The organism is Mycobacterium sp. SMC-19, from assembly GCF_045310815.1.
In the GTDB taxonomy this organism is placed as follows: domain Bacteria; phylum Actinomycetota; class Actinomycetes; order Mycobacteriales; family Mycobacteriaceae; genus Mycobacterium.
Genome location: NZ_JBJIAM010000001.1, coordinates 616,355 through 642,719 on the forward strand (window position 1 = coordinate 616,355; position 26,365 = coordinate 642,719).

At 67.8% G+C, this 26,365-nt stretch carries 26 protein-coding genes; 14 read left to right on the forward strand and 12 right to left on the reverse strand.

The genetic code is table 11. From position 1 onward, the window contains the following. Positions 1-2: 2 nt before the first annotated feature. Genes ACJH5R_RS02980 through ACJH5R_RS02990 form a run of 3 tightly spaced genes read right to left on the reverse strand, consistent with a single transcriptional unit; the run spans position 3 to position 2,559 of the window. On the reverse strand, positions 3-1,019 hold the full coding sequence (locus tag ACJH5R_RS02980) for an NAD(P)/FAD-dependent oxidoreductase (RefSeq protein ID WP_406781274.1): 1,017 nt from the start codon (positions 1,017-1,019) through the stop codon (positions 3-5). Next, positions 1,016-1,516, reverse strand: a complete 501-nt coding sequence (locus tag ACJH5R_RS02985; protein ID WP_406781275.1) for an isoprenylcysteine carboxyl methyltransferase family protein — start codon at positions 1,514-1,516, stop codon at positions 1,016-1,018. The genes ACJH5R_RS02980 and ACJH5R_RS02985 overlap by 4 nt, the downstream gene beginning before the upstream one ends. A 2-nt stretch (positions 1,517-1,518) precedes the next feature. Beyond that, complete coding sequence (locus ACJH5R_RS02990; protein WP_406781276.1) at positions 1,519-2,559, reverse strand: type III polyketide synthase; 1,041 nt, start codon at positions 2,557-2,559, stop codon at positions 1,519-1,521. A 144-nt stretch (positions 2,560-2,703) separates the two neighbouring features. Here ACJH5R_RS02990 and ACJH5R_RS02995 point away from each other — a divergent pair, with 144 nt between their 5' ends. Beyond that, positions 2,704-5,037: an MMPL family transporter gene (locus ACJH5R_RS02995; protein WP_406756343.1), complete on the forward strand. Its 2,334-nt coding sequence runs from the start codon at positions 2,704-2,706 to the stop codon at positions 5,035-5,037. Between the two features lie 17 nt (positions 5,038-5,054). On the opposite strand, the gene ACJH5R_RS03000 is transcribed toward ACJH5R_RS02995, so the two are convergent. Continuing rightward, positions 5,055-6,482: a protein adenylyltransferase SelO gene (locus ACJH5R_RS03000; protein WP_406781277.1), complete on the reverse strand. Its 1,428-nt coding sequence runs from the start codon at positions 6,480-6,482 to the stop codon at positions 5,055-5,057. 34 nt (positions 6,483-6,516) lie between these two features. On the opposite strand from ACJH5R_RS03000, the gene ACJH5R_RS03005 reads away from it, so the two are divergent. Together ACJH5R_RS03005 and ACJH5R_RS03010 are read left to right on the forward strand one after the other, a co-directional pair. After that, positions 6,517-7,302 carry a hypothetical protein gene (locus ACJH5R_RS03005; protein WP_406781278.1) on the forward strand — a complete coding sequence of 262 codons (786 nt, stop codon included), beginning with the start codon at positions 6,517-6,519 and terminating at the stop codon, positions 7,300-7,302. 70 nt (positions 7,303-7,372) lie between these two features. After that, entirely contained in the window at positions 7,373-7,840 is a 468-nt protein-coding gene (locus tag ACJH5R_RS03010; RefSeq protein WP_406781279.1) for a hypothetical protein, read from the forward strand. A gap of 19 nt (positions 7,841-7,859) precedes the next feature. Here ACJH5R_RS03010 and ACJH5R_RS03015 read toward each other — a convergent pair whose 3' ends face one another. Both ACJH5R_RS03015 and ACJH5R_RS03020 read right to left on the reverse strand, forming a co-directional pair. Next, positions 7,860-8,270: a hypothetical protein gene (locus ACJH5R_RS03015; protein ID WP_406756347.1), complete on the reverse strand. Its 411-nt coding sequence runs from the start codon at positions 8,268-8,270 to the stop codon at positions 7,860-7,862. Between the two features lie 5 nt (positions 8,271-8,275). Further along, complete coding sequence (locus tag ACJH5R_RS03020; protein ID WP_406781280.1) at positions 8,276-9,058, reverse strand: enoyl-CoA hydratase/isomerase family protein; 783 nt, start codon at positions 9,056-9,058, stop codon at positions 8,276-8,278. 109 nt (positions 9,059-9,167) lie between these two features. Between ACJH5R_RS03020 and ACJH5R_RS03025 the strand changes: the two genes are divergently transcribed. Next, positions 9,168-9,530, forward strand: a complete 363-nt coding sequence (locus tag ACJH5R_RS03025; RefSeq protein WP_406781281.1) for a DoxX family protein — start codon at positions 9,168-9,170, stop codon at positions 9,528-9,530. Between the two features lie 12 nt (positions 9,531-9,542). Here the strand turns inward: ACJH5R_RS03025 and ACJH5R_RS03030 are convergent, their stop codons facing one another. Next, positions 9,543-11,111 (reverse strand): acyl-CoA carboxylase subunit beta, encoded by a 1,569-nt coding sequence (locus ACJH5R_RS03030; protein ID WP_406756350.1) that lies wholly within the window; start codon positions 11,109-11,111, stop codon positions 9,543-9,545. Between the two features lie 222 nt (positions 11,112-11,333). On the opposite strand from ACJH5R_RS03030, the gene ACJH5R_RS03035 reads away from it, so the two are divergent. The 8 genes from ACJH5R_RS03035 to ACJH5R_RS03070 all read left to right on the forward strand — a co-directional run bounded on the left by ACJH5R_RS03035 (position 11,334) and on the right by ACJH5R_RS03070 (position 19,653). Beyond that, positions 11,334-12,179, forward strand: coding sequence for a class I SAM-dependent methyltransferase (locus ACJH5R_RS03035; protein ID WP_406756351.1), 846 nt, complete (start codon positions 11,334-11,336; stop codon positions 12,177-12,179). A gap of 60 nt (positions 12,180-12,239) precedes the next feature. Then, positions 12,240-13,019: an acyl-CoA thioesterase gene (locus ACJH5R_RS03040; RefSeq protein WP_406781361.1), complete on the forward strand. Its 780-nt coding sequence runs from the start codon at positions 12,240-12,242 to the stop codon at positions 13,017-13,019. Positions 13,020-13,080: 61 nt separating this feature from the next. Continuing rightward, positions 13,081-14,310 (forward strand): DUF4226 domain-containing protein, encoded by a 1,230-nt coding sequence (locus ACJH5R_RS03045; RefSeq protein WP_406781282.1) that lies wholly within the window; start codon positions 13,081-13,083, stop codon positions 14,308-14,310. A gap of 20 nt (positions 14,311-14,330) precedes the next feature. Continuing rightward, on the forward strand, positions 14,331-14,633 hold the full coding sequence (locus ACJH5R_RS03050) for a hypothetical protein (protein WP_406781283.1): 303 nt from the start codon (positions 14,331-14,333) through the stop codon (positions 14,631-14,633). Between the two features lie 12 nt (positions 14,634-14,645). After that, positions 14,646-14,993, forward strand: a complete 348-nt coding sequence (locus tag ACJH5R_RS03055; protein ID WP_406756354.1) for a hypothetical protein — start codon at positions 14,646-14,648, stop codon at positions 14,991-14,993. A gap of 60 nt (positions 14,994-15,053) precedes the next feature. Continuing rightward, positions 15,054-15,929: an oxidoreductase gene (locus ACJH5R_RS03060; RefSeq protein WP_406781284.1), complete on the forward strand. Its 876-nt coding sequence runs from the start codon at positions 15,054-15,056 to the stop codon at positions 15,927-15,929. Positions 15,930-16,112: 183 nt separating this feature from the next. Then, positions 16,113-18,479 (forward strand): flippase-like domain-containing protein, encoded by a 2,367-nt coding sequence (locus ACJH5R_RS03065; protein WP_406781285.1) that lies wholly within the window; start codon positions 16,113-16,115, stop codon positions 18,477-18,479. A gap of 4 nt (positions 18,480-18,483) precedes the next feature. Then, positions 18,484-19,653: an FAD-binding domain gene (locus tag ACJH5R_RS03070; protein WP_406781286.1), complete on the forward strand. Its 1,170-nt coding sequence runs from the start codon at positions 18,484-18,486 to the stop codon at positions 19,651-19,653. Between the two features lie 2 nt (positions 19,654-19,655). Here ACJH5R_RS03070 and ACJH5R_RS03075 read toward each other — a convergent pair whose 3' ends face one another. From ACJH5R_RS03075 to ACJH5R_RS03095, 5 genes are all read right to left on the reverse strand, one after another. Beyond that, positions 19,656-20,735: a galactokinase gene (locus tag ACJH5R_RS03075; RefSeq protein WP_406756358.1), complete on the reverse strand. Its 1,080-nt coding sequence runs from the start codon at positions 20,733-20,735 to the stop codon at positions 19,656-19,658. Next, entirely contained in the window at positions 20,732-21,820 is a 1,089-nt protein-coding gene (gene galT / locus ACJH5R_RS03080; RefSeq protein ID WP_406781287.1) for a galactose-1-phosphate uridylyltransferase, read from the reverse strand. The genes ACJH5R_RS03075 and galT overlap by 4 nt, the downstream gene beginning before the upstream one ends. Continuing rightward, entirely contained in the window at positions 21,817-22,293 is a 477-nt protein-coding gene (locus tag ACJH5R_RS03085; protein ID WP_406756360.1) for a DUF309 domain-containing protein, read from the reverse strand. Before ACJH5R_RS03085 ends, galT begins: the two co-directional genes overlap by 4 nt. Before the next feature lie 21 nt (positions 22,294-22,314). Further along, positions 22,315-23,100, reverse strand: a complete 786-nt coding sequence (locus ACJH5R_RS03090) for a methyltransferase domain-containing protein (protein ID WP_406756361.1) — start codon at positions 23,098-23,100, stop codon at positions 22,315-22,317. A gap of 87 nt (positions 23,101-23,187) precedes the next feature. After that, positions 23,188-24,786: an amidohydrolase gene (locus ACJH5R_RS03095; RefSeq protein ID WP_406781362.1), complete on the reverse strand. Its 1,599-nt coding sequence runs from the start codon at positions 24,784-24,786 to the stop codon at positions 23,188-23,190. 74 nt (positions 24,787-24,860) lie between these two features. Here ACJH5R_RS03095 and ACJH5R_RS03100 point away from each other — a divergent pair, with 74 nt between their 5' ends. Together ACJH5R_RS03100 and ACJH5R_RS03105 are read left to right on the forward strand one after the other, a co-directional pair. Continuing rightward, the gene (locus ACJH5R_RS03100; protein ID WP_406756362.1) at positions 24,861-25,292 is read left to right on the forward strand and encodes a pyridoxamine 5'-phosphate oxidase family protein; all 432 of its coding nucleotides are present in this window, start codon (positions 24,861-24,863) and stop codon (positions 25,290-25,292) included. Positions 25,293-25,332: 40 nt separating this feature from the next. Further along, the gene (locus tag ACJH5R_RS03105) at positions 25,333-26,328 is read left to right on the forward strand and encodes an isopenicillin N synthase family dioxygenase (RefSeq protein WP_406781288.1); all 996 of its coding nucleotides are present in this window, start codon (positions 25,333-25,335) and stop codon (positions 26,326-26,328) included. Positions 26,329-26,365 lie beyond the last annotated feature (37 nt).

Here is a 26,365-nt window from a genome sequence, read left to right on the forward strand (position 1 = left end):
CCTCAATGTGCCAGCAGGTGCACCGCACGGTCGAACACCGCAGGCAGCGCACAGCAGGCGGGGACCACAGCCCGTCGGGCCGGCTGCCACGCGCTGGCCAGCACCAGACCTCGGGTGAGCAGTCGATAGCGGCGGGTAATGGAATGCCAGGTGCGCTCGTAAGACAACGGGTTGCCATCGACTATCGCCGCCACGGCCGCAGCGGCCTGTTTGACAGCCAGGCTGACGCCCTCGCCGGTCAGCGCATCCTCGTAGCCGGCCGCGTCACCGACCAACAGCACCCGGCCGACAACCCGGCGCGAAACCAATTGCCGCATCGGACCGCAGCCGCGGACGGGACCGCGTGGAGCGTCGGCCAGGCGGGCCGCCAAGGACGGAAACCAGTCCAGCTGCGGGCGGTTCGGCGACAAGATGGCCACCCCCACCAGGCCCGGCTCTACCGGCGTCACGTAGGCCTCCCCCCACCGTGACCAGTGCACCTCGACGAACTCCGACCACGCCGGAACCTGGTAGTGCCATCGCAGCCCGTAACGCCGCGGTGTCCCTGCGACACAGGAGATCCCCACGGCGCGGCGAACGACCGAATGCAGCCCGTCCGCGGCGATCAACCATCTGGCCCGGATGCCGCCCGCCGTTACTCCCCCGGCGTCTTGGACGACGGCGTCCACCTTCGTGGCGACCCAGTCGACGTCGTTCTGCTTGGCCTGATCGGTCAGGGCGGCATGCAACGTCGTGCGCCGCACGCCGCGTCCCGGGCCATTGCGAAAAGGCGCCTCGGCCCGGCGCTGCTCGTCGAGATAGTTGATGCCGCGCAGCGGCATACCGACCGGGTCCACCCCGAGCGACTTCAACACGGCCAGCCCGCCCGGCATCAGGCCCTCCCCACAGGCCTTGTCGATCGGGCTGGCCCGGGGATCGGCAACGATCACCGAAAGTCCCTGCTGTCGAGCACACAACGCGGTAGCGAGGCCCCCCGGCCCGCCGCCGACGATCAGCAGGTCGGTGTCGAAGCCGATCACCGGTACCCCAGCGCGACGTTCTCCACCCGAATCCGCTCCCGTAACACCGCCGCGTTGGCCAGACCGAACCAGAGCGCGGTCAGCCAGGCGGTGTGGATCAGCGGCAGTGCTAACCCCTCGCATACCACTGCCACATAGTTGGGATGATGGATCCAGCGATACGGACCGCCGTGCACCAGAGGGCTTTCCGGCAGAACGATCACCTGGGTATTCCAGCGCCGGCCCAGTGTGCGCACACACCACCAGCGCAGTACCTGGCTCAACATCGCGACCGCAAACATGGGCCAGCCCAGCCAGGGGATAAAGGGCCGGTGCAACAGCCATACCTCGGCAACGCAGCTGACCAGCAGCGCCGAGTGGATGCTGACCATCACCGGATAGTGCTCGTGCCCGAACTCGATGCCGCCATTGGCGAACGCCCACCGCGCGTTGCTGCGGGCCACCACCAACTCGATGAGTCGTTCGATGCCCACCACCCCAACCAGCAAGTAGTACACGCCTACCACTCCAGCAGCACGAGTTCGGCGGAGAAACCCGGCCCCATCGCGATCATCAACCCGAGCGATCCGGGCGGCGGAGGATCGGATTCGATGCCGTCGAGAATGTCCAGGACGGACACCGAGGACAGGTTTCCGTGATCCCGCAACGAATTTCGGGTCGGCGTCAGCGCCTCGGACCGTAGGTGCAGCAGGTTCTCGATCGCGTCGATGATCTTCGGTCCGGCGGCGTGCACTATCCAGGTCGAGATGTCGTCGCTGACCAGGCCGTGATCGGCCAGGAATTCGCGCACGTTGTCACCGAGATACTTCTCGACGATCGTGGCGATCTCCACCGACAGGACGATGCTGAAGCCCTCGCTGCCGATCTTCCATCCCAGGATGTCATCGGTGTCGGGGTAGGTCTGGCTTCGCGTCGCCAACAGCCTCGGACCGCGTGCCGCGCGTCGGGCGCCCGTCGCGATGACCGCCGCGGCGCCGTCACCGAACAGGCTGGCGGCAACCAGATTTGCCACCGAGAGGTCTTCGCGCTGAACCGTCAAAGAGCACAGTTCGACGGCGACCAGGGCGGCCACATGGTCGGGGAAGGCGCGCAGGTAATCGTGGACCCGGGCCAGGCCCGCCGCGCCGGCGACACAGCCCAACCCGAACAGCGGGATGCGCTTGACGTCGGAGCGAAGGCCGATCCGCGACACCAACCGCCCCTCCAGCGAGGGAACGGCCAAGCCGGTGACCGTCGTCGAGAACACGACATCAACGTCGGCCGGAGCGATTCCGGCGCGATCCAGCGCCTCCAGCAGCGCCCGCTCGCTCAGATCCAGAGCGATGTCAAGGTATTCGTCGTTCGCCTCGGAGAAGCCGCTGAGCTTCGGGTACCGCGCCAACGGCAGCGCCAGCTGGCGGGTCGCGACACCACTGTGGGCGGCGAACCGCTGAAAGTCGGGGCCAGCGAAGTCCGACAGAGCGGCCATCACCTCACCCTGACGGTGTTGGTGAGAAGGGAATTCCACGGCTACGGCGGCCACGGTCGGAGTGTTGTCCATGTCGAGGTCACGGTGCCGCCGCGGCGCTGGTTCAACGGCTCGGCATAGCTGGCGAATATTGAACGCCTGCGCCATCGACTACGTATCTTGTCGGTAGGGGTGCCGCTGCACCTCCGGTTGACCATATCGGCGGAAGGTCACTACGTGCTGCACCGGATCGCCCTGCTGGCCCTCGCCGCTCCGCGACGCGTCCTCGTCCTGGCCGGGCTGGTGATGGTCGCAGCCGCGGTGTTCGGGATCCCGGTGGCCGACAGCCTGTCCGCGGGCGGCTTTCAGGACCCCGGTTCGGAGTCCGCGCAGGCCACCGCGCTGCTGACCGACAAGTTCGGCCAAAGTGACCAGCAGTTGCTGATTCTGGTGAGTTCCCCCGAAGGCGCCGACAGCGACCGGGCCCGCACGGTCGGCACCGAGATCGCCGGAGTCCTGCAGCGCTCGCCGCACGTCTTCAACGTAGCCTCGCCGTGGACGGATCCGCCCTCGGCGGCCGCCCGACTGACCAGCACCGACGGTACGGCCGGTCTGATCGTGGCCAACCTGCGCGGCGGCGAGAACGACGCGCAGAAATATGCCCGCACCCTGGCCGACCAGGTGGCACACGACCGCGACGGGGTCAGCGTTCGCGCCGGCGGTGGCGCGATGGTCTATGCGCAGATCAATCACCAGAATCAGCATGACCTGCTGCTGATGGAATCGATCGCGATCCCGCTGAGCTTTGCGGTGCTGGTGTGGGTTTTCGGCGGTCTGCTGGCGGCCGCGTTGCCGGTGGCGCTGGGCGGACTGGCGATCGTGGGCTCGATGGCGGTGCTGCGGCTGATCACGCTGGGCACCGACGTGTCGATCTTCGCGATGAACCTCACCACCGCGATGGGCTTGGCGCTGGCGATCGACTACACCCTGCTGATCATCAACCGTTACCGCGACGAACTGGCCGAGGGCGTCGCCCCCGATCGAGCCCTGATCCGGACGATGACCACCGCCGGTCGCACCGTGCTGTTCTCGGCGATCACCGTCGCGCTGTCGATGGCGGCCATGGTCTTGTTCCCGATGTACTTCCTCAAGTCGTTCGCCTACGCCGGGGTGGCGACGGTGACGTTCGTGGCGATCGCGGCGATCGTGGTGACCCCGGCGGCGATCGCCCTGCTGGGACCCCGTCTCGACGCACTGAACCTGCGACGGCCGATTCGGCGGCTGCTGCGGCGCCCTGAGCCCGTCGCGCGACCGATCGAAGAGGGATTCTGGTACCGGTCAACGAGATTCGTTTCCCGCCACTCGGTGCCGATCGGTCTGGCCGTGGTCACGCTGCTGGTGGCGGTCGGAGCGCCGTTCCTCGGCGTGAAGTGGGGCTACCCCGACGACCGGGTGCTGCCGCGAACAGCCTCGGCGCACCAGGTCGGCGACGCGCTGCGCGAGCAGTTCGCCGACGACTCCGACCGGGCGGTGCCGATCGTTGTTCGTGAGGCGAACGGCATCGCGCCACAGGAGTTGGATCGCTACGCCGCCGAACTGTCCCGGGTCCCGGAGGTGTCCTCGGTGTCGGCGCCGACCGGCACCTTCGTCGGCGGCGACCGGGTGGGCGATCCCTCGGCGGCCACCGGGATCAAAGACGACACCGTGTTGCTGACCGTGGCCAGCACCGCCCCGCTGTTTTCGCAGCGTTCCGAAACCCAGCTCGATCTGCTGCATCAGGTGCCGGCACCCGGTCAGCGGACGGTGCAGATGGGCGGGCTGGCGCAGATCAACCGGGACAGCGTCGACGCGATCACCGACCGGCTGCCACTGGTGCTGGGGCTGATCGCCACCATCACGTTCGCGCTGCTGTTCCTGCTCACCGGCAGCGTGGTGCTGCCGATCAAGGCGCTGATCCTCAATGTGTTGTCGCTGTGCGCCGCGTTCGGGGCGCTGGTCTGGATATTCCAGGACGGGCATCTCGGAGCGCTGGGCACGACGCCCACCGGCATGTTGGTCGCCAACGTGCCGGTGCTGCTGTTCTGCATCTCCTTCGGGCTGTCGATGGACTATGAGGTCTTCCTGGTATCCCGGATCCGGGAGTACTGGCTGGCCTCGGGGCGCACCCGCGCCGACAACGACGAGAGCGTGTCGCAGGGATTGGCGCATACCGCTCGGGTGATTACCGCCGCGGCCCTGATCATGTCGATCTCGTTCGCAGCGTTGATCGCCGCACAGGTGTCGTTCATGCGCATGCTCGGCCTCGGTCTGACCTTGGCGGTGCTGGTGGATGCCACGCTGATCCGGATGGTGTTGGTGCCGGCGTTCATGCACCTGATGGGCAGTTGGAACTGGTGGGCGCCCGCACCGCTGGCCCGGCTGGCGCGGCGGTTCGAGATCAGCGAGAACGGCGGTTCAACGGGGCGCCACGCCGCGCCCCCGGGACTTCGGACCCCGCATGTGCCGGCGCAACATGGCGCGCATCGGGCTCACCGGAGCACGCACGAAGCCGCACTATCCACCCCGGACTGATTGGCCGTCCGCGGCCGTCAGGTCCCGCAGAATGTGCGGTAGGCCCCGAATTCCGGCGGTGCCGGAGCGGCATATGCCGCCACGTCATCCCGTTGCCGGTAGGGCTCGGTGATCACGTCCAACAGCTTTTGCACCGGCGCCAGGTCGCCGCGCATCGCGGACGTCAACGCCTGCTCCACCAGGTGGTTGCGCGCAATGTAGACCGGATTGACCCTGTCCATCGCGTCAAAGTCGGGCTGCATGGCCCGCCAGCGCCCCAGCCAGTCACCGAATACGGCGGGCAGGGAGCCGGTGTGCCCGCGCCCGGCCGCCGCCAGCTGCCGGAAGAACGAGGTGTAGTCCACCTGGTTGTCGGTCATGAGCGCCAACGCCTGATCAATCAGCGCGGCAGCCTCCACGCTGCCGGTCAGCCCGAACTTCGCCAGCATCCCCGCCGACCAGAGGCCGTGATAGCGCGGCATGAACCCTTCGAGGGTTTCCACCGCCACCGACAGCGCCAGCTCCTCGGTGGCGGCAAAAAGCGGCAGGATGGTCTCGGCGAACCGGGCCAGGTTCCACTGGGCGACCAGCGGCTGGTTGCCGTAGGCGTAGCGCCCGGCGTGGTCGATGGAGCTGAACACCGTCGCCGGGTCGTAGGCCTCCATGAATGCGCACGGGCCGTAGTCGATGGTCTCCCCGGAGATGGTCATGTTGTCGGTGTTCATCACGCCGTGCACGAAACCGACCAGCATCCAGCGTGCGATCAGCGACGCCTGGGCTTCTACGACCGCTTGAAACAGTGCGAGGTAAGGGTTTTCGGCCTGTGCGGCGTCGGGGTAATGCCGGGCGATCGCGTAGTCGGCCAGCCGGCGCAGCAGCCCCAGATCACCGGTGGCGCGGGCCTGCTGGGCGACGAGCTGGAAACTGCCGACCCGCAGGTGGCTGGCGGCAACGCGGGTCAGTACCGCCCCGGGCACCGGCGCCTCGCGTTGCACCTGGGCTCCGGTGGCCACCACGGCCAGCGAGCGGGTGGTGGGGATCCCCAGCGCGTGCATGGCTTCGCTGATGACGTATTCGCGCAGCATCGGGCCGACGACGGCCAAACCGTCGCCGCCGCGGGCGAATGGAGTCGGCCCGGAGCCCTTGAGGTGGATGTCGTGACGGCGGTCGCCGTCGAGTTCGCCGAGCAGCAGGGCGCGACCATCTCCGAGCAGCGGCACATAGTTCCCGAATTGGTGTCCGGCATAGGCCTGGGCCACCGGGGTGGCGCCGTCGGGAACGTCGGTACCGGTCAACAGCTTTAGCCCGTCAGGGCTTTTCAGCCAGGCCGGATCCAAGCCCAGTTCGGCGGCCAGCTTCTCATTGAGCACCAGCAGCTTCGGTTCCGGCGGAATGGCGGCCCGCCAGGGCTGGGCGAGTTCGGGGAACTCACTGGCAAAGTCGGCGGTCAGTATCGGGGACGCCATCTGGCCAGCCTACGCAACCGCTACCGTTGCCACGGTGACGGAACGGCGCCGCTGGGACACGGCGAAGACGGCGGTATGGCGGATCGGGACCGCCGTCGTCGTCGCCGCGATCTTCATCGGCCTGTACCAGGTGAACCGCACCCACCCGGCGCACCCTCTGGTCCCGATCCCGATGGCGCACGCGATCGGGCCCGGCATCGGCATCAGCGTCTCCCCCGGCGGCGACGCAGCCAGTATCAGTTGCACCACCGGATTCCTGGTACACACCCGCGACGGCCGACCCGGGCTGCTGGTAGCCGGGCACTGCAACCCGGGCGGCGGGCCCGGGCAGGTGGTGATCCGCCACGGCGGCGCTTTCGCCTATCGCACCATCGGCACGTTCACCGAGACCGTCAGCGACGGCAGCAACTGGGATGACTACGACATCGGGCTGATCACCCTGGACAACCCCGGCACGATTCCCTTGACTTCGGTCATCGATGGGCATCCGGTGGTCGGGGTCGCCGAGTATGTGTCCGTTGGCGATGTGCTGTGCCACTACGGAATCCGCAGTGGCGGACCGGTGTGCGGTCCGGTGGTGGCCAGTGAGGCGAACAAGGTCCGGTTTGAAGCCGGCGGTACCTGCGGCGACTCCGGCGGACCGGTGTACCGACTGCGTGACGACGGCACTGCCGAGGCGGTCGGCATCTACATCGCGGTGTCCGACGGTACCTACTCCGAGCCCAAGTGCGAAGACCCGCATCCCTTCTCGATCGCCCAGACCATCACACCGTGGCTGTCGGCCTGGGAGCTGACATTGGATACCACCACCGGCCGCTGATACAGCCGGTGGTGGTGGCCGTCACACAATCCTCGTAGCCTGGTGAAACAAGGTCCAGGAGGGCAGTGCGGTGAGTGTGTCAGAGCAATCTTCGGCCCGGACGCGGATGTTCGCTCGCGTTATCGGTCCGTTCCTGGTCATCGTCACTGTGGCGGCCCTGTCTCGTCTCCCGCAGGTGTGGGCGCAGGCCTCGGACTTCGGACCCGATCCGTTGTTGCTGTGGGAGGCTGGGGCGTTCACCCTGTTGGCCGGATTGGCGGTGGTGGCGCTGCACCCGCTTTGGCGCGGCGCAGCGGCCATCTGCGTCTCGGTGACGGGTTGGATCACCCTTCTCAAGGGGCTTGCGTTGACGGTGTTTCCCTACGCCGGTTTGTCGAGCGTGAACATCGCGATGCGCGCCGAGGGTTGGGCGCGCGCCGCCTACGTCCTGTTCGCACTGGTCGGGCTGTATCTGACCTACGTCGGATGGGCGCCGCTGCGGAATCGCCCGTATCCGCAACCGGCGAGCAGTGATCGGGATCTGCGCTCGGCGGCGTGATCTGGGCGGAACGCGACCTTCAGCCGGCTGCTGCAGCGGTGCGGATACCCCGCAACAGGTAGTTCGTCGCGACGACGTGCATGCGTGTCCCGATCACCAGGGCCCGATAGATGCCGCCGTGCAGTCCGGGGAATGCCGCGTAGCTGTGGGCATGCAGGCGCGTCGCACCTGCCTGATCGTCGGTGAGCTCGAACACCAGCCGGTACCGCGAGAAGCGATGCTGTCCCGCCAGTACGATCCGTTGCTGCTCAACGCTTTCGGCCACGGCGAAACCAGCGCGGGGCCGCAGTCCGAGCGGCGCGAGCAGCGGATTGCGTTCGTTACCGTGCAGCATGGCCTCGACATAGCGCTGCAGAGCGCTCCACACCCGGCTACGGGGCGCGTCGATCCGCAGCGTGTGCTCGTCGATGTAGGGCAGGTCACTGGTCATGGCATTCACCTTGTCTGGGTCGGGATGGCGTGGCGAAATTCGGCGGACGCCAAACAACGGGCCTGTTCGGTGACCGCTGCCCGTAGGCCGGCGGCGTCGTCAAGGGTCCGGCCCGCATCGATGGCACGCCGGGCCCCACGGACCGCGATCCTCGGTTGGCGCGCGAGACGGTCGGCGAATTCGTGCGCCGTGGAATCGAGTTCGTCGTCGCCGACCACACGGTTGGCCAGTCCGATGCGCAGCGCCTCCGCTGCGTCGATGACCTCGCCGAACAGGATCAGTTCCCGCGCCCGCCCCTCCCCGATGAGGCGCGGGAGTCGAAACGTTGCGCCCATGTCGGGCAACAGGCCGTAGCGAGTTTCGGTCAAACCGATGCGGGCGTCGCGGGCGAAGATGCGGAAGTCGCAGGCCAGTGCCAGCTGCAGGCCCGCCCCGTAGGCGTGCCCGCGGACCGCTGCGACGCTGGGACAGCCAAGCCGGGGAATCCACTCGAAGGTCCCGGCTATCGCGAGGCCGAGCTCCACGGTCTCGTCATCGACGGGTCGCTCGGCGAACGCGGTCAACGTCCCGGCCATGTCTTCGACCAGGTCGATACCGGCCGAGAACGACGGCCCGTCACCGGCGACGATCAGACAACGAAGGGCCTCATCGGCCAGCAGCTGTCTGCCGAGCTGGTCCAACTCTGCGCGCATTGCCGGGTTGAGCGCATTGCGTTTCTCGGGTCGCGACAACGTCAGGGTTCCGACGTATTCACGCCGGTCATAGCGAATGGTCTGGTACCTGCTCATGTCATGTAGACGATTCCGCGTGGGCGAGTGTGACACCAGCGAGCTGTCACACTCGCCGGTCTCTTTCCGTCCTAGCAGATGAACACCCAGAACAGGAAGGACCGAGATCATGAACGTCGCACTGTGGACTGCCCAATTCGCACTGGCCGCCATATTCGCTGCCTCCGGAGGCGCCAAACTCACCCTGCCGCGCCAACGTCTGCTGGACACGGGCCAAACCGGAGTGGCCATGTTTCCCATGCCGGTAGTGCGTTTCACCGCGGCGATGGAGCTTCTGGCGGCCCTCGGACTGGTAGCACCCGGGCTCACGGGAATGGGTCAGGTGCTCACACCGCTGGCCGCCGCAGGCTTGTGCGTCGTCATGGTCGGGGCAGCCTGGGCGCACTCTCGACTGCAGGAGCCCAAGAGCGTGGCCCTGAACGCCGTGCTGTTCGCGGTCGCGGCCTTCGTGGTGTTCGGCCGGCTGCTCTGATGCAGGAACGTCTCAGAACGTGTCGACGAACCGCCGCGGCGGCACGTCTTGGCCGAACCCGGCGCACGCCGCCAGCGTTGCCACGATCAGAGCGCGGGTCTCGGCGGGATCGATCACGTCATCGATCTCGAAAAGTGTTGCGGCGTTGAGCGCTTTGGCGTTCTCCTGCGCAATGGCGGTGGCCTGCCGGACACGTTCCTCTCGCTCATCGGGATCGGCGATGGCGTCGAGTTCCTTGCGCAGCCCCAGCCGAACCGCACCTTCGAGCCCCATCGGGCCCAGGTGCGCGCTCGGCCAGGCTACGGTCAGCACCGGTTCATGGAGACTGCCGCCCATCATGGCCTGGGCACCCAAGCCATAGCCGCGCCGCAAGATGACCGCGATCAGTGGCACCCGCAGCGCCGCCCCGGCCACCAGCAGCCGAGATGCCCTCCGTACCAGCGCTTCTGCCTCGGCGGCCGGGCCGACCATGTAGCCGGGGCAGTCGACCAGGGACACGATCGGCAGCCCGAAGGCGTCGCACAACTGCAGGAAACGCGCGGCTTTGTCGGAGGCCGCGGCGGTGATGGCTCCGGCCATGACCATGGTGTTGTTGCCGATGATCCCGACTGGGCGGCCGTCGATACGCGCCAGTGCTGTAACCATCTCCGGCGCGAACTTCTCCCGCAGGAACGTCACCGAACCCACGTCGGCGAGGGTCTCGATGATCGGCTTGAGCGGATAGGCACGCCGTGCGCGCTCGGGGATCATGGTGCGCAAGGCGTCCTGGTCGGCCGCAGCGCCGGGGGCGGTAGCACCTTGGAAGTAGCCGAGGACTTGTTTGGTGACCGCAACGGCCTCGGCTTCGTCGGCCACCACAACGTCGACGACGCCGTTGGGCGCCTGCACGGACAACGGGCCCACGTCATCGGGTGCGACGTGGCCCAGTCCACCGCCGGCGATCATCGCCGGTCCTGCCATGCCGATCGAGGTGTCCGCGGTCGCGATGATCAGATCCGAGACGCCCGCGATCACGGCGTTGCCGGCAAAGCAGCGGCCCTTGACCACCGCGATACGCGGCACCAGCCCGGACAGCTTGGCCCACAAGGCGAATGCCGGTACGTCGAGTGACGACACCGTCGGATAGTCGGTGTCACCAGGCCGGCCACCGCCACCCTCGGCAAAGAAGACTGTCGGCAGGCGCATCCGTTCGATGAGCTCGAACAGGCGGTCCTTCTTGAAATGACCGATCGCGCCCTGCGTGCCCGCCAATACGGTGTAGTCGTAGGACAGCACGGCGCAGGCGCCGCGTTCGGGTCCGAACAGCGCGCCGTTGATCGTGGCGGTTCCGCCCAGCAGTCCGTCGCCGGGAGTGTTGGCAATCAGGTCGTCGATGTCGCGCCGGGCGCGTTGGGCCGCGATGGCGAACCGCCCGTATTCCACAAAGGTCCCCGGGTCGACCAGGTCAGCGATGTTCTCGCGAGCCGTACGGCCCCCGGCGTCATGCCGGCGTTGCACCGACTGCGGTCGGGCCGCGTCCTCGGTCAGCGCGCGACGGCGCAGCAGCTCAAGGTGATCGTCACGCAGCGGAGCGTCGGGCATGTGGGATTCCTTCGCCGGGGTGTTGACCTAGAACAACATCATGGGCGAAGCGCGGTCCACAAGCCTCGGACTGGGCCGCGTGTGACGCGGCGGGACCATGTGGGGTGATGCCCGCCTCTGCGCGACAATCCCAGTCGCGGATCTGACATAACGTCGGTTGTCGCTGCAAGGCGGGCGACTCCCCCAATCCTCTCCGCCGGCGCCACTCCCTACGCTGAGGCCATGGCGAACGAGGAACAGCAGCAGGCCTGGGCGGCCCAGGGCATCGACTGGGTGGACAACGCGGCGACCTTCGAGGCGGTGCTGGCACCATTCGCCGACGCGGTCATGCAGGCGGCCGACATCACCGCAGGTGAGCGGGTGCTCGACATCGGCTGCGGCTCCGGCACATTGCTGCAGCGCACCGCCGCCCTGGGTGCCATTCCGTTCGGCGTGGACATCTCCGAACCGATGACGGACGCGGCGCGCCGGCGGGTTCCCGAGGCCACGGTGATCCTCGGCGACGCCCAGACCATGGACCTGCACCAGGCTGGGGGTGGGGCATCGTTTCAGCGGGTCATCTCGCGGTTCGGGGTGATGTTCTTCGACGATCCGGTGGCGGCGTTCACCAACATCCGCACCGCCGCTGCCCCGGGGTCCCGACTGGCGTTCGTGTGCTGGCGCGAAGGCGACAATCCGATGTTCACGGCGGGCACCGATGTTCTGGCCGCCAAACTGGAATCACCTCCTGCCGCGCTGGATCCCACGGCGCCGGGCCCGCTGGCATTCGGCAATCCCGAGCGGGTGCGAGCCATCCTGACCAACGCCGGCTGGAACGACATTGCCGTAGAAGCGTTCGACGGGGTCTGCAATTTCGGGATCGACGGCAGCGACGGCGTCGAGGAACGGCTGGCGTTGATCCTGGCCAACCGCACCGGGCAGCAGGCCCGCGCCGAACTGGAGGCCAGGCTGGGTGCCGATGGCTGGGCCGGCGTGGTCGAGGAACTGCGTGACGAGCTGCGCCGGCAGCGGGTCGACGGTGTGGTGCAGTTCCCGGGCCGCACCTGGGTGGTCACCGCGATAGCGTGACCGGGACCGCTCCGATCACCGCTAAGGACTCCCGTGACCCCACACCCCTTCGATCTGGCCATGCAACTCGAGGCGGTCGACGCTGGAACGTTCCGCGGCGCTACCCGTCCGGAGTGGGCCAACATGGTCGGGCCGTTCGGCGGGATCACCGCGGCTGTTTTGCTACGTGCCGTTGAATCGCACCCCGATCGCATCGGTGACCCGCTGGCGCTGACCGTCAACTTCGCCGCACCCATTGCCGACGGCGAATTCGACGTCAGCGTGCGCGCCGCGCGCACCAACCGCAGCAACCAGCACTGGGTGCTTGAGCTGCGCCAGGGTGACGAAGTCAAGACCACGGCCACCGCGCTGTTCGGACTGCACCGGGACACCTGGGCCGACGACGAAAGCCACCCGCCGAGCGCCCCCGCCCCCGAGGACGTCGCCCCGGGCAGTTTCGTCGACGCCATCGTCTGGGCCAAGCGCTACGACATGCGCTTCACCGACGGCCCGGTGCCGCTCAAGGCGGTAGAGCCCAGCGAATCCTCGACCACCACCTTGTGGGTGCGCGACGCCGAGAACCGGCCGCTCGACTTCGCGGCATTGGCGTGCCTGTCGGACGTGTTCTTCCCTCGAGTGTTCCTGCGCAGCGGCCGCTTCCTGCCCGCCGGCACCATCTCCCTGACCACCTACTTCCACGCCGACCAAGGCGAAATCGACGCGCTCGGAAGTGATTTTCTGCTGGCCAGCGCGCACGCCAATCGGTTCTCGCGCGGCTACTTCGATCAGAGCGCGCACCTGTGGTCGCGGACGGGCCGGCTGGTGGCCAGCACGCATCAGCTGGTGTATTTCAAGGACTGACGCTCAAGGCTCGGCCTCGGGTGAATACCGGGATCGCCATCGCTGAACTAGCGTCGCCGGCATGCCCGAGGAACTCGGCGCCCACGCCGATGCCGCGCGAGCGCGCGAAGATGCCCTGGCGGGGCGGCTGCAGAGGTCCGTGCAGACCGACCGGGCTTTCCTGACGACGGTGCGCGGCGCCGCGCAGGTGGCGGTGCAGGGCCGCCGGAGTCTCGACAGTATCGAAGCCGAGATCCGGGCCGCGCTGGCCCAGCACCGCGCTCTGGCCGTGGATACCCCGGCCGGCGCCCGACAGTTCCAGCGCTTCCTGTCTGCTAAGACCCGCGACATTCACCAGGTGATCGCCGAGACCGTCGCTGACGGTCAGGCCCGCGCGCGGGCGGTGCGCACCTTGAATGGCGGCTACTCGGTCGAGCACCGGCAACGGCCGACCATCCAGGCCGTAGACCACTCCTTCAAACGAGGCCCGGCCACCGATGAGGCGCGCCGGCTCAACCAGATCGACGCCTTCCGGGAGGTCTTCGGGCGAGACCCGGTATCAGCCTCCGACTGGGCTACTGCGGCGGCCTTGGACCCGAGCACCTACGACTCCAAGTTCCAGGGGGTGAACTCCGAGGTTCGGGTGGCCCGGATCGATCCGGTGCCGGGGCAAGGAGTTGTGCGTGCATCGCAATGGATCCCACAGCGAGATGTCAAGAGCGGTTTACTTTCTCGCGATTTTGGGAACGATCGTGGACCTAATGCGCACTTTGATCCCGAGGACACAAAGGTCACCACCTACATCGACTACGAGAACGGCATCGTGGTGATGCGACAGAACCCGTCGGTTGAACTCAACGGCAGTGGCGGCCCTGGAAAAGTGGCAGTCGGCGTCCCCCAAGCCAGCATCGCGCAAGCCGCTGACGGGTCGGTGCGCATCAAATACGACGCCGGGAACCCGCTGGTGCCCGGCTTCACAACGGATGCGCACGGCCCACTGCGCGACAATCGGCTCAGCGTCAACGGCGATCTGGTGTTCACTCCGGGACACGACGGCGTCTATATCGACGGAACACGGACCAATTACCCGTCGCTGGAGGTCTACCAGGATCTGCCGAGCGGCGGCACCCGCACGGTGTTGATCGATCCGGCACACTCCGGCAACACTTGGTTGGGCCCAGTCACCAATCTGCCGATCCACCACGAGATCGGCGTCGGCAGTTCGCGCTTCGCCGCGTTCGACGACGCGACGGCCCGCGAATTCGGGCCTGTCTATGCTCCGCCGTCCGTCTCGTCGAGACCAATCAGCTAAGCACCGTTGAAGGAGCCGTCATGACCACCCCTGACCCGGCAGCTCGCTACGGACCGCGCGGCTTCCTGGCCGCGTTGGCGACCATCGCGATCGTTGAGACTGCGACGTGGGCTTGGCTGCCGCTCTGGTTCGCCAGCGTTTTCTTCTTTGTTATCGCAACGGTAGTGGTGGTGCCGACCGGACTGTTCATGCGCGAACTGCCCGGCGACGCTGGCCAGGTCGGGCGCGGCATCCTCATCGGCTACCTCGCAACTCCCCTGACCATCGCCGTCACCGTCATACCCGCCACCGTGATCTACCAGCTGCTGCAGCACCTGCACTGAGAGGACTCGGGCATGTTCAATCAACTGCGGGCACGAATTTGTGTACAGGACAACGACGTCTGGCGGACGGCCACCCGATCAGCGCCGATCGTCGTCCAGGTCGTGTTCGCGACGGCCTTCGGCGTCGGCTGGCTACTGGGTCATTTTCCGATAGACAGCCATGCCGGATATCGCATCATGTTCGCCGCCACGTTCACCATCACGGCGTTCGCATCACTGCTGATCGGTGCGTGGCTGCTGCGCTCGCAGTCACCGCGCCGGCGCGGCCTGGGGCTGGCCGTCGGTGGATCCGGCCTGACACTCTTGGCCGGCGGCGTGCCATGGGCACTGATTTTCCTCGCACTGGTAGACACCATCTGAGCTCCCCGGCTACCGAACAGCGCTACGGCGTGAGCGCCACAGGCAGGTACGGTGACCAGCATGTCTTTCAGAATCACGGACACCCCCGATCAGTCCGGCCGCACGTTCGTGGTGACCGGCGCCAACGGCGGGCTGGGTGAGGTCCTCACCCGCACCCTGGCCGCCAAGGGCGCCAGCGTGGTGATGGCCTGTCGCAACACCGCCAAGGCCCAGGAGATCGCCGACGGAATCGACGGCGACGTGACGGTGGCGGCGCTGGATCTGGGCAGCCTGGCCTCGGTGCGCGATTTCGCCGCGCAGCAGGGCGGCTTCGACGTGCTGGTCAACAATGCCGGGATCATGAACATCCCGATGCGGCGGACCGTGGACGGCTTCGAGACGCAGTTCGGGGTGAACCACCTGGGCCACTTCGCGCTGACCGGCCTGCTGCTGGACCGGATCGGTGACCGGGTGGTGACGGTGTCGAGCATCGCGCACAAGCAGACCCCCAAGTTCTGGGTCGACGACCTCAACTACGAGCACCGCCCCTACCAACGCAACCTTGCCTACGCACAGTCCAAGCTGGCCAACTTGATGTTCGCCCGCGAGCTGCAACGGCGGCTGGTGGCGGCGGGTTCGCCGCTGCGGTCCTACGGCGTGCACCCCGGGGTGTCGACCACCGACCTGTTCGACAACGACAAGACCGTCGTCGGTTTGATCGCCAAGTACGGCCTGCCGCTGGTCGGTCAGCCGCCGGAGCGGGGCGCCGAGTCGACCCTGTTCGCCGCGACCGTGCCCGACGCCGATCCGGACACCTACTGGGGCCCCACCAAGCTGAACCAGTCTCGCGGCGCAATGGGGCCGTGCCCGTCGAACAAACTCTCGAAGGATCATCGGCTGTGGCTGCGGCTGTGGGAGGAGTCGGAAAAGATGACCGGGGTCAGCTACCCGCTCTGAACCGCGTCGCTGCAAGCTGGGCACCCCTCATGCCGGTCCCCGGTGGTGACGGGTGTGGCGCATGGGACTCACGCGGGCCGACGCGGCCCCATGTCGCCGACAATCCACCGTGATACCGCAGCTCACCGGTTAAGTTGTGGCGAGCCGCCGCGCGATGCGGCATGAGACGGACCGAAAGAGATCATGCGAGTTGAGGGGCGCGACGTCGCCGTCACCGGCAACCTGCTGCAGCCGCTGACCCGACGCACCAATGACATCTTGCGTCTGGTGCTGGCCACACTCTTCCTCGCGACCGTCATCACCAGCTCGCTGGTCACCCGCTACGAATGGGTGGCACTCGAGCGGTCGGTTTCCCAGATCGTCGGGGTGCTCTCCCCCGTCCACGCCAACCTGGTCTACCTCGCCTACGGCATCGCGATCCTGGTGTTGCCGTTCGCGATTCTGATCGGACTGGTGGTCTCCAAGCAATGGAAGCTGCTCGGTGCCTATGCCGTGGCCGGCTTGCTCGCCGTGGTGTCACTGTCGATCCGCAGCACCGGCATGGCCGCACCGAACTGGCATTTCGACCTCTCCGATCGGCTGGCCACCACGCTGGCACAGTTCCTCGACGACCCGCGGTGGATCGCCATGCTCGCCGCCATGCTCACCGTCTCCGGCCCCTGGCTGCCGGCCCGCTGGCGACGCTGGTGGTGGGCACTGCTGCTGGCGTTCGTACCGATCCACCTGGTGGTCAGCGCGATTGTGCCGGCCCGCTCGCTGCTGGGGCTGGCCGTCGGATGGTTCGTCGGGGCCTTGGTGATCCTGATTGTCGGCACCCCCGCACTGGAGGTGCCGTTGGACGGCACGGTCCGCGCCCTGGCACGTCGCGGCCACACCGTCTCCGAACTCGCCGTCATCCGGCCGGCGGGCCGCGGCCCGCTGGTGCTGTCCACCGTCGGCGACCACCCGGTGACCATCGAGTTGTACGGCCCGAACCAGCGCAGCGGCGGCGCGCTGCGCCAGCTCTGGCGCAAATTCCGGTTACGCACCACCGAGACCGCGCCGCTGCACGCCTCCCTGCACCGCGCCGTGGAGCATCGCGCACTGATGGCGATCTCCATCGCTGATGCCAAGTTGGCCAACACCAACACCGTCGCGGTCGCCTCTCTCGACCGGGGCTGGACGCTGTACGCTCACACCCCGCCCCGCGGCACCCCGATCGCCGACTGCACCTCCTCCACACCGGTGGCCCAGCCCTGGGAATCCTTGCGGCGTCTGCACGATCAGCAGATCTCACACGGCGACCTGCGCAGCAAGGAGATGACCGTCGACGACGGGCGGGTGGTGTTCGGCGGCTTCGGCAATGCCGAGTACGGCGCCACCGACACCCAGCTGCAATCCGATATCGCCCAGTTGCTGGTGACGACGTCATCGCTGTACGACGCGGCCGCGGCGGTGGCAGCGGCAATCGAGCACTTCGGTCGCACCGTGGTGCTGGCCGCCTCGCGACGCCTCACCAAATCCGCGGTGCCCGCGCGCCTTCGCAATGCCGTCCCCGATGTCGGCACGGTGATCGCCGCCGCCCGCGAGGAGGTCAAGCGTCAGACCAACACCGATCAGATCCAGACCAAAACCATCACCCGGTTCACCCGCAGCCAGCTGATTCAGTTGATCCTGCTGGTTGCCCTGGTCTACGTGGCCTATCCCTTCATCAGCCAGGTGCCCACCTTCTTCTCCCAACTGCGGCAAGCGAACTGGTGGTGGGCCTTGGTCGGGCTGATTGTCTCGTCGCTGACCTACGTCGGCGCGGCGGGCGCCCTGTGGGCCTGCGCCAACGGCTTCGTCAGCTTCCGGAATCTGGCGATCATGCAGGTGGCCAACACCTTTGCGGCCACCACCACCCCGGCCGGGGTCGGCGGTCTGGCGCTGAGCACCCGCTTCCTGCAAAAGGGCGGCCTGAGCACCTTGCGCGCGACCGCCGCGGTCGCACTGCAGCAGTCGGTGCAGGTGATCGTGCACGTGATCCTGCTGGTCATCTTCACCACCGCTGCCGGCGCCTCGACGGACCTGTCCCACTTCGTGCCCGGCGCAACCATGCTGTACCTGATCGCCGGCGTGGCGCTCGGCTTGGCCGGCATTGTGCTGTTGGTTCCCAATCTGCGCCGGTGGTTGACCACGGCGCTGCGGCCGCGCCTCAAGGAAGTCACCGGCGACTTGGTGGACCTGGCCCGCGAGCCCAAGCGGCTGGCGTTGATCGTGTTGGGCGCGGCCGGCACCACGCTGGGCGCGGCGCTGGCACTGTGGGCCAGCGTGGAGGCGTTTGGCGGCAACACGTCATTCGTCACCGTCACGGTGGTGACGATGGTCGGCGGCACCCTGGCCTCCGCGGCGCCGACACCCGGCGGGGTGGGTGCCGTGGAGGCCGCCCTGATCGGTGGGTTGGCCGCGTTCGGTGTGCCGGCCGCGCTGGCGGTTCCGTCGGTGCTGCTCTACCGGGTACTGACCTGCTGGCTGCCGGTTTTCATCGGCTGGCCGGTGATGCGATGGCTGACCGAGAACGAAATGATCTGAGCCGATGCGGATCGCGATCAGCGGTGCGGGAGTAGCCGGGACGGCGCTCGCGTACTGGCTGCACCGCACCGGCCACACCCCGACCGTGATCGAGCGCGCGCCGGCCTTCCGCTCCGGCGGCTACATGATCGACTTCTGGGGCGTCGGCTACACCGTGGCCCAGCGGATGGGCATCGAGGCGCAGATCCTCGAAAAGGGCTACCAGATCGAATCCCTCCGATCAGTCGGCACCGACGGCCATACCCTCGCCACCTTGGATGCCAACGTCTTTCGGCATCTGCTCGGCGGCGACTTCACCAGTCTGCCGCGCGGCGACCTGGCCGCCGCCATTCACGCCGCCATCGCCGAGCAAGTCGAGATGATCTACGGCGACAGCATCACCGCCATCGAACAGGACGACGACTGCGTCCGCCTCAGCTTCGACCGCTCCGGGCCGCGGGAGTTCGACCTGGTGATCGGCGCCGACGGGCTGCACTCCAACGTGCGCCGGTTGGTCTTCGGGCCCGACGACGATTTCGAGCACTATCTGGGCTGCAAGGTGGCCGCCGCCGTCGTCGAGGGTTACCGGCCGCGCGACGAATCGGAGTACGTGACGTACGCGGTGCCCGACCGCCAGGTGTCGCGGGTCGCGCTGCGCGAAGACCGCACCCTGGCGCTGTTCGTGTTCCGCGATACCTCACCGGAGCTTTCAGGTCCGAACACCCAGTTGCACAATCGGTTCGCCGATGCCGGCTGGGAGTGTTCCCAGCTACTGGCTGCGATCGACGGCCAGATCGTCGACGACCTCTACTTCGATGTGGTCAGCCAGGTTCGGATGAACCATTGGTCGCGGGGCCGAGTGCTGTTGATCGGCGACGCGGCCGGGTGCATCTCGCTGCTGGGCGGAGAGGGCACCGGCCTGGCGATCACCGAGGCCTACGTGCTGGCCGGCGAGCTGCACCGCGCCGACGGCGATCATCGGCGCGCATTCGACGCCTACGAAGTGCGGTTGCGCCCGTTGATCGAAGACAAGCAGTCCAACGCTGCACAGTTGCTCGGATTTTTCGTCACCCGAACACGTTTCGGCCTATGGTTTCGTAACCTGGCGCTACGGGCCATGAACCTGCGAATGCTGGCGAACCTGTTCGCCGGCGCCGTGCGCGACGACTTCGACCTGCCCGACTACGGGATCTGAGGCTATCGGGCCCCGGCCGCCGCATACACCCGGCTCACCTCCGGCTCGGCATATCCGGCGTCGGTGACCGCGGCGCGCACCGCATCACCCACCTTCAACGTGAGTTTGGCGGGCACCAGGGCGATCACGCAGCCACCGAACCCGCCACCGGTCATCCGGGCGCCGAGCGCGCCGGCGCTCACCGCACTGTCGGCGATCAGGTCGATGTGCTCGGTGGTGATCTCGAAGTCGTCGCGCATCGACGCGTGCGACGCGGTGAACAACGTACCGGCCGCGGCGAAGTCCAACTCCGCACACGCCGCAACGAAATCCAGCACCCGCTCGTTCTCGGTCAGCACGTGCCGGGCCCGCCGGGCGTCGACCGGGTCGGCGAGCGCATCGAGCGCTGCCACGCCCCGGTGCTGGACCTCACGCAACGATGACACCCCCAACTCGGCGGCGGCCCGCTCACACGAGGCGCGTCGGGCGGCGTATTCCCCGTCGACGTGGCCGTGCCGCTGACCGGAGTCGAGCAGCAGCAAGGTCACCCCGGAAGCATCCGGGTCGAACGGCACCGGGTGCACCGCGACGTCGCGGAAGTCGATCAGCAGCGCGCTGGACACCTCCCCGTACAGCGATGACAGCTGATCCAGCAAACCCGTTGGCGCGCCGACATAGTCGTTTTCGGCGCGCTGGCCGATCCGGGCCTGCTCGATCCGATCGATATTCAGGCCGGCCGCCGAGGCCAAGGCGCCGAGCACCGCGCATTCCAGGGCCGCCGACGACGACAGGCCCGAGCCGATCGGTACGTCACTGCGGATATCCATGGTGCCGCCGGGCACCGCAAACCCACTGTCGCGCAGCGCCCAGATCACCCCGGCGGCGTACGCGCCCCAGCCGGTGGTCTGGCCGGGCGTGGTGTTCAATGGAATGCTGACCGGCGCGTCGGCGCGATCGCTGAGCACGGTGAGGGTGTCGACCTCGGCGGGGGTGAAGGTGACGCTGGTGCGTTGCGGCAACGCGATGGGCAGCGCGAAACCGCCGTTGTAGTCGGTGTGTTCGCCGATCAGGTTGACCCGGCCCGGCGCGGAGTAGGTGATCACAGCTCCCGCAGCCTAGCCGCCACCGACTCCGGGGTGACGTCGGCGATGAACGCGTCCATCGCCGACTCCGAGGCCGCCAGATACTTCAGCTTGGTGGCGCTGCGTCTGATCGACATCAGCTCGACGTGGAAATAGCCGTCGGCCTGCGCGCCGTCGCCGCGGTACTGGTGCAGCGCGGCCATATAGGGCAGCGGGGTGTCGTAGATCCGATCGAAGCGACCCAACAGGTTTCGGTAGACGCCTCCGAAGTCGTCGAGCTCGTCATCGGTCAGGTCGGTCAGGTTGTGCACTCGACGATTCGGGTACAGGTGCACCTCCACCGGCCAGCGTGCGGCGAACGGCACGAATGCGGTGAAGTGTTCGGTCTGCGCCACGATCCGAGCACCGTCGGCGCGCTCGGCCGCCAGCAGATCGGCGAACAGGTTGGTGCCGTGCGTCACTCGATGCTCACGCGCTTGCGCCAGCATCGCGGCGGTGCGTGGAGTCAGGTAGGGGTAGCCGTAGATCTGGCCGTGCGGGTGAGCCAGCGTCACCCCGATCTCCTCGCCGCGGTTTTCGAAGCAGAACACCTGCTCGACACCCGCGCGGCCCAACAGGTCAGCGGTGCGGTGCCGCCACGCCTGCACCACCAGCCGGGCATGCGCCGCCGGCAGGTCGGCGAACGAACCGGTGTGATCGGCGGAGAAACAGATCACCTCGCAACGGCCGTAGCCCGGAGCGGAGACGAACTCGGGACCGTCCGGAGCTGGGCCGACCACCGCACCGGCCCCGGCCCCGGCCAGGCTCGGGAACCGGTTCTCGAAGACCACGACGTCATAGTCGGCCGCCGGCACCTCGCTGGTCTCACCGCTCGGCCCCGGGCATAGCGGGCAGGCCTCGGCCGGGGGCTTGTAGGTGCGGTCCTGGCGCTGCGCGGCGATGATCACCCACTGGCCGGTGGTGCGGTCGAAGCGCAACTGCGACGGCTCGGGGTCACGGGGCGACAGCGGCCGGCGATCGGTCACCGGGGCCGGGGTGTGGCCGGGCAGGGCGAAGAACAGGAGGTCGCGGCCGTCGGCAAGCGTCCAGCGAATCGGGGCGCTCACGCGACCAGCCGCGGGTGCAGCCGCTGCGGGGCGATCTCGACACCGGCCGCCAGGTCGTCGGCCAAATGCGCGGCAAAGCCGAGCAATCCGGCGAGATCGATCCCGAACGGGGCCGGGGGCCGCACCGTCGCCAGATGTTCGGCGCCGCGGCGCAACAGACTGACCGCGCCGGCGACATTGCCCCGCTGGACGTGGGTGACGCCGACGGCCAGCTGCGCCAAGCCCTGCCACAGTTCACGCTCGGCGGAAGGCCGATGTTTCCAGGCGGCTTCCAGCACTTCGTGGGCGTTGAACGCCAGACCGTCGTCCAACAACAGCTGCGCGTACGCGAGCATCTGCGCCGGCGGCAGGTCCAGGTCGTCGGGAACACCCTCGACGCCGCCCTGGCTGCCGCGGGGCAGCGGCCGGCCCAGCCGATCACGCGGGCGGGCGTTGCGGGGACGGCCCGAGTCGTCGCGGTCGCGGGTTGTCACCTGTCCATCATGGCAAGCCGGTCAGGCGGGCTTGGCAGCAATCACCTCGATAGCGGCCATGTTGTTGCGGTGGCGACGGAACGTCGCGCGCATGTTGAGCACCCGGGCCCGCGCATCGGAATCGCGCAGCACGTTGAACACGAACCGCAGCGCCCCGAACAGGCCCTCGTCGGCGATCAACCGGTGGGGCTCCAACAGCGCCATCGGTGCGTAGGAGATCTTCTCCACGGTGAAGCCGGCCTCGGTGAGCAACTCGGTCCATTCCGCGGCGGTCAACGGGCGGGCGTTGACCTTGATGGAGCGGGCCAGCGCCGTGCGGACCTCGTCCTTGACGGCCTCGGGCACGTCGACGGGCTGCAGAACCATCTCGTGGATGGCGTAGCGGCCGCCGGGGCGCAGCACTCGGAAGGCCTCCCCGATGATGTCGGCCTTATGCGCGTTGGTCTGCATGGTCAGCATCGCTTCGCCGATGACGACGTCGGCGCTGTCGGCCTCCAGACCGGTCTGCGACGCCTCGCCGGTGACGACCCGGCCCCGTTCACCGACCACCGAGCGGACCACGCCGGCGGCGTTCTCGTCCGCCTCGACACCGGTGTAGGTGCCGGGGCCGTTCTGCAGGATCTCTTTCGCGGTACGCCCCATGCCCGGGGCGAGTTCCACGACGTCGGCGCCGGCCAGCTGCGCGTCGGCCAGCATCCGGTGGGTCAGACCGAGCCCGCCTGGCCGCAGCACCCGTTTGCCCAGACGGGCGAACAGCCAGTGGCCGGGCAGATCAGCGGTCTTGCGGTCGGGCATCGGCAGGCTCATGCAACGAAGGTTAGCCTTACCAGGCTTAGTCCGCCAGAGGGCTTTAGACCCCTATGTTTCCTTTAAATAGCTGGCGGTCCCCGGATTTCAGACCACCTGGCGGCCGGCCAGGAAGGTAGCGCGCACCTCGAGATCGGCGATCGCTTCCGGGGCGACGGCGCGTGGGTCGGCCGACAACACCACCAGGTCGGCGTACTTGCCCACCTCGAGTGAGCCGGTCACATCCTCGGCGAACAGCTGCCAGGCCGCGTCGAGGGTTTGCGCCCGAATCGCCTGCTCGACGGTGAGCCGCTCTTCGGGCGCCAGCACCCGTCCGCTGGGTGCCACCCGGGTGGCGGCGACGCTGATATTGCGCAACGGCTCTTCGGAGGTGACGGGCGCGTCGTTATGCAGTGAGATGCGCATACCCGCCGCGACGGCGGATGCCGCCGGCATCCAGCGCGAGCCGTGTTCCTCGCCGAACAGTCCGTCGACCAGAACATCACCCCAGTAGTGGAGGTGGTCGACGAACAGGCTGCAGGTGACGCCCAGCGCGGCGGCGCGGCGCAGTTGCTCGGGGCGGATAGCGCCGACGTGTTCGAGGCGCAACCGGTGATCGGGACGCGGGTGCCGCCGCAGCACGTCCTCATAGACATCAAGAATGGTGTCGACCCCGTTGTCGCCGTGGACATGGCAGGCCATCTGCCAGCCGTGCGGGAAGTACGCCTCGACGATGCGGGTCAATTGTTCGCCGGTGTAGTTGGCGTGCCCGCATGATCCGGGTTCGACGCCGATGGTGCGGGTGGCGTCGGTGTCCAGGTACGGGAACGACAGGTCGATGTTGCCGATCCACGGTGAGCCGTCCACCCAGATCTTGATCCCGACCTGGCGCGCCATGTCGTCGCCGTCCCCCGGCGAAGCGTCGGTGTGCAACGCCTCGTTGGAGATCTCGTAGGTGCGCAGTCGCACCGTCAGCTCATTGCGCAGGTGGTCAACAAGCGGCCGGAACTGCGGCGAGAACGCCATCTCCGAAATTGTTGTCAGGCCGGCCCGGTTGAGCCGTGCGCATTCGGCGCGCAGCATCGCCGGAGCGTCGCCGGGCAGCATCGCCTTGCCCAGCAACGGAATCAGCGCGGCGGTCTCCTCCGCGGTCCCATCCAGTTCGCCGGCGGCGTCGCGGCCGTATTTTGCACCGATCGGGTCGGGGGTGTCGCGGCTCAGCCCGGCCTCCCGGGCGGCTGCACTGTTGAAGTACGCCTTGTGGCCCGAGTTGTGCACGATCACCAGGGGGTGCTCCGGGGCGACGCGGTCCAGCCAGGCCAACGTAGGTATGGGCAGACCCGGTTGCAGCAACTGGTCCCAGCCGACCGCGTATGCCCCGTCCACGCCGCGAGTGGCGACCTCCTGGTGGATCAGCGCCACCACGGTGTCGGCGTCGGTAAGAGTCACCGGCCGGATATCGACCATCCGGCCGGACAGCACGACCGACTCCATCAGCGGATGCCCGTGGGCCTCGACGAAGCCGGGCAATACGGCGCCGTCGCCGATGTCGAGCACCCGGGTGTCGGGGCCGATGAGCGGGTCCACGTCCGTGCGGTCGCCGACCGCGACGATGAGCCCGTCGATGACAGCCAGCGCCTGGGCAGTCGGTTGCGCGTCGTTGACCGTGAGCACCGTGCCGATGACAACGAGATCCGCTACAGGCATTCCGGGCTCCTTCTCGGCGGGCATCGCCGGAGTGTAAGTGGAATAGCGCAGCGTCCACCGCTGTTCGAGCCGGTATGCCCAAACCTTTTACCGAGACCGAGCGTCAACAGTTTCTCGCCGACAAGCACATCGCGGTGCTGTCCGTCGCCGCCACCGACGGCCGGCCTCCGGCCAGTGTCCCGATTTGGTACGACTACACCCCCGGCGGCGACATCCTGGTCAATACCGGTGCCGGCCGGCGGAAGGCCAAGCTCATCGAGCAGGCCGGTGCGGTGACGCTGGTGGTGCAGCGCGAAGAGCTGCCCTACCAATATGTGATCGTCGAAGGCACCGTGGTCAATGCGGTCACGCCGGCGCCGCTGCCGCAGCGCGAGGCCATCGCGATTCGCTACCTGGGCCAGGAAGGCGGCCGGGCATTTGCCGCCAACATGGACGGCGCATCCAGCGTGCTGTTCACCATCCGGCCCGACCGCTGGCTGACCGCCGATTACTCAGGCGACCTGTAGGCGCTTGGCTTTTGGCGCCCGATGACGAAGGGTCCCTGTGATGCTGCCCGTACTGGACCTGTCTGACGCCGCTACCGACGCAGCGGCGTTTCGCCTGGCCTTGCGGGAGGCCACCCACACCCGCGGCTTCTTCTATCTCATCGGCCACGGCATACCCGAGGAGCAGAGCACCGAGGTCCTCCAGCTGGCCCCGCAGTTCTTCGAGCTGCCCGAGGCGGAGAAGAACCAGATCAGCCAGTTGAAAAGCCCGCATTTCCGGGGCTATTCACGTCTGGGCGGAGAGCTGACGAACGGGCGCGTCGACTGGCGAGAGCAGATCGATATCGGGCCGCAGCGTCCCGCGCTACCCGAAGCGGAGGGGTACTGGCATCTGCAAGGCCCGAACCTGTGGCCCGCACGGCCCGCTTCCTTCCGCGCCGCGTTCGAAGCGTGGGACCGGTCCCTGTCCGCGGTGGGCCTGCAACTGCTCCGGCACTGGGCGGCCTCGCTGGGAGCCGCCGAAGACCTGTTCGACGAGGCGTTCGCCACCTCGCCGGCGACGCTGATCAAAGTCGTCCGGTATCCGGGCGGCCCCGAGGCCGGCCAAGGTGTCGGCGCCCACAAGGATTCCGGCGTGTTGACCCTGCTGCTCGTCGATCCGGATTCCGAAGGGCTTCAAGTGGAAAGCTCGCCCGGCGAATGGGTCGACGTTCCCCCGATGGCCGGCGCGTTCATCGTCAACATCGGCGAACTGCTCGAAGTCGCGACCGACGGCTACCTGCGGGCCACGCGTCACCGGGTGCTGTTGCCCCAACCGGGCACCGACCGGGTATCTATCCCGTACTTCCTCAACCCGGCACTGGATGCCACCATCCCGCGTATCACCCTGCCCGCCGACTTGGCGGTCCTGGCGCGGGGCGTCGAGACCGACCCGGACAACCCCATCTTCGACACCTACGGCGAGAACGCATGGAAGTCCCGCACCCGGGCTCACCCCGACGTCGCCGAACTGCACCACGGGATTCGACCGGCAAGCTCGCACCGTTCGGCCTACTGAAAACTGGTCTTGGCCGCATGCGCGCCCAGCCCGGAAA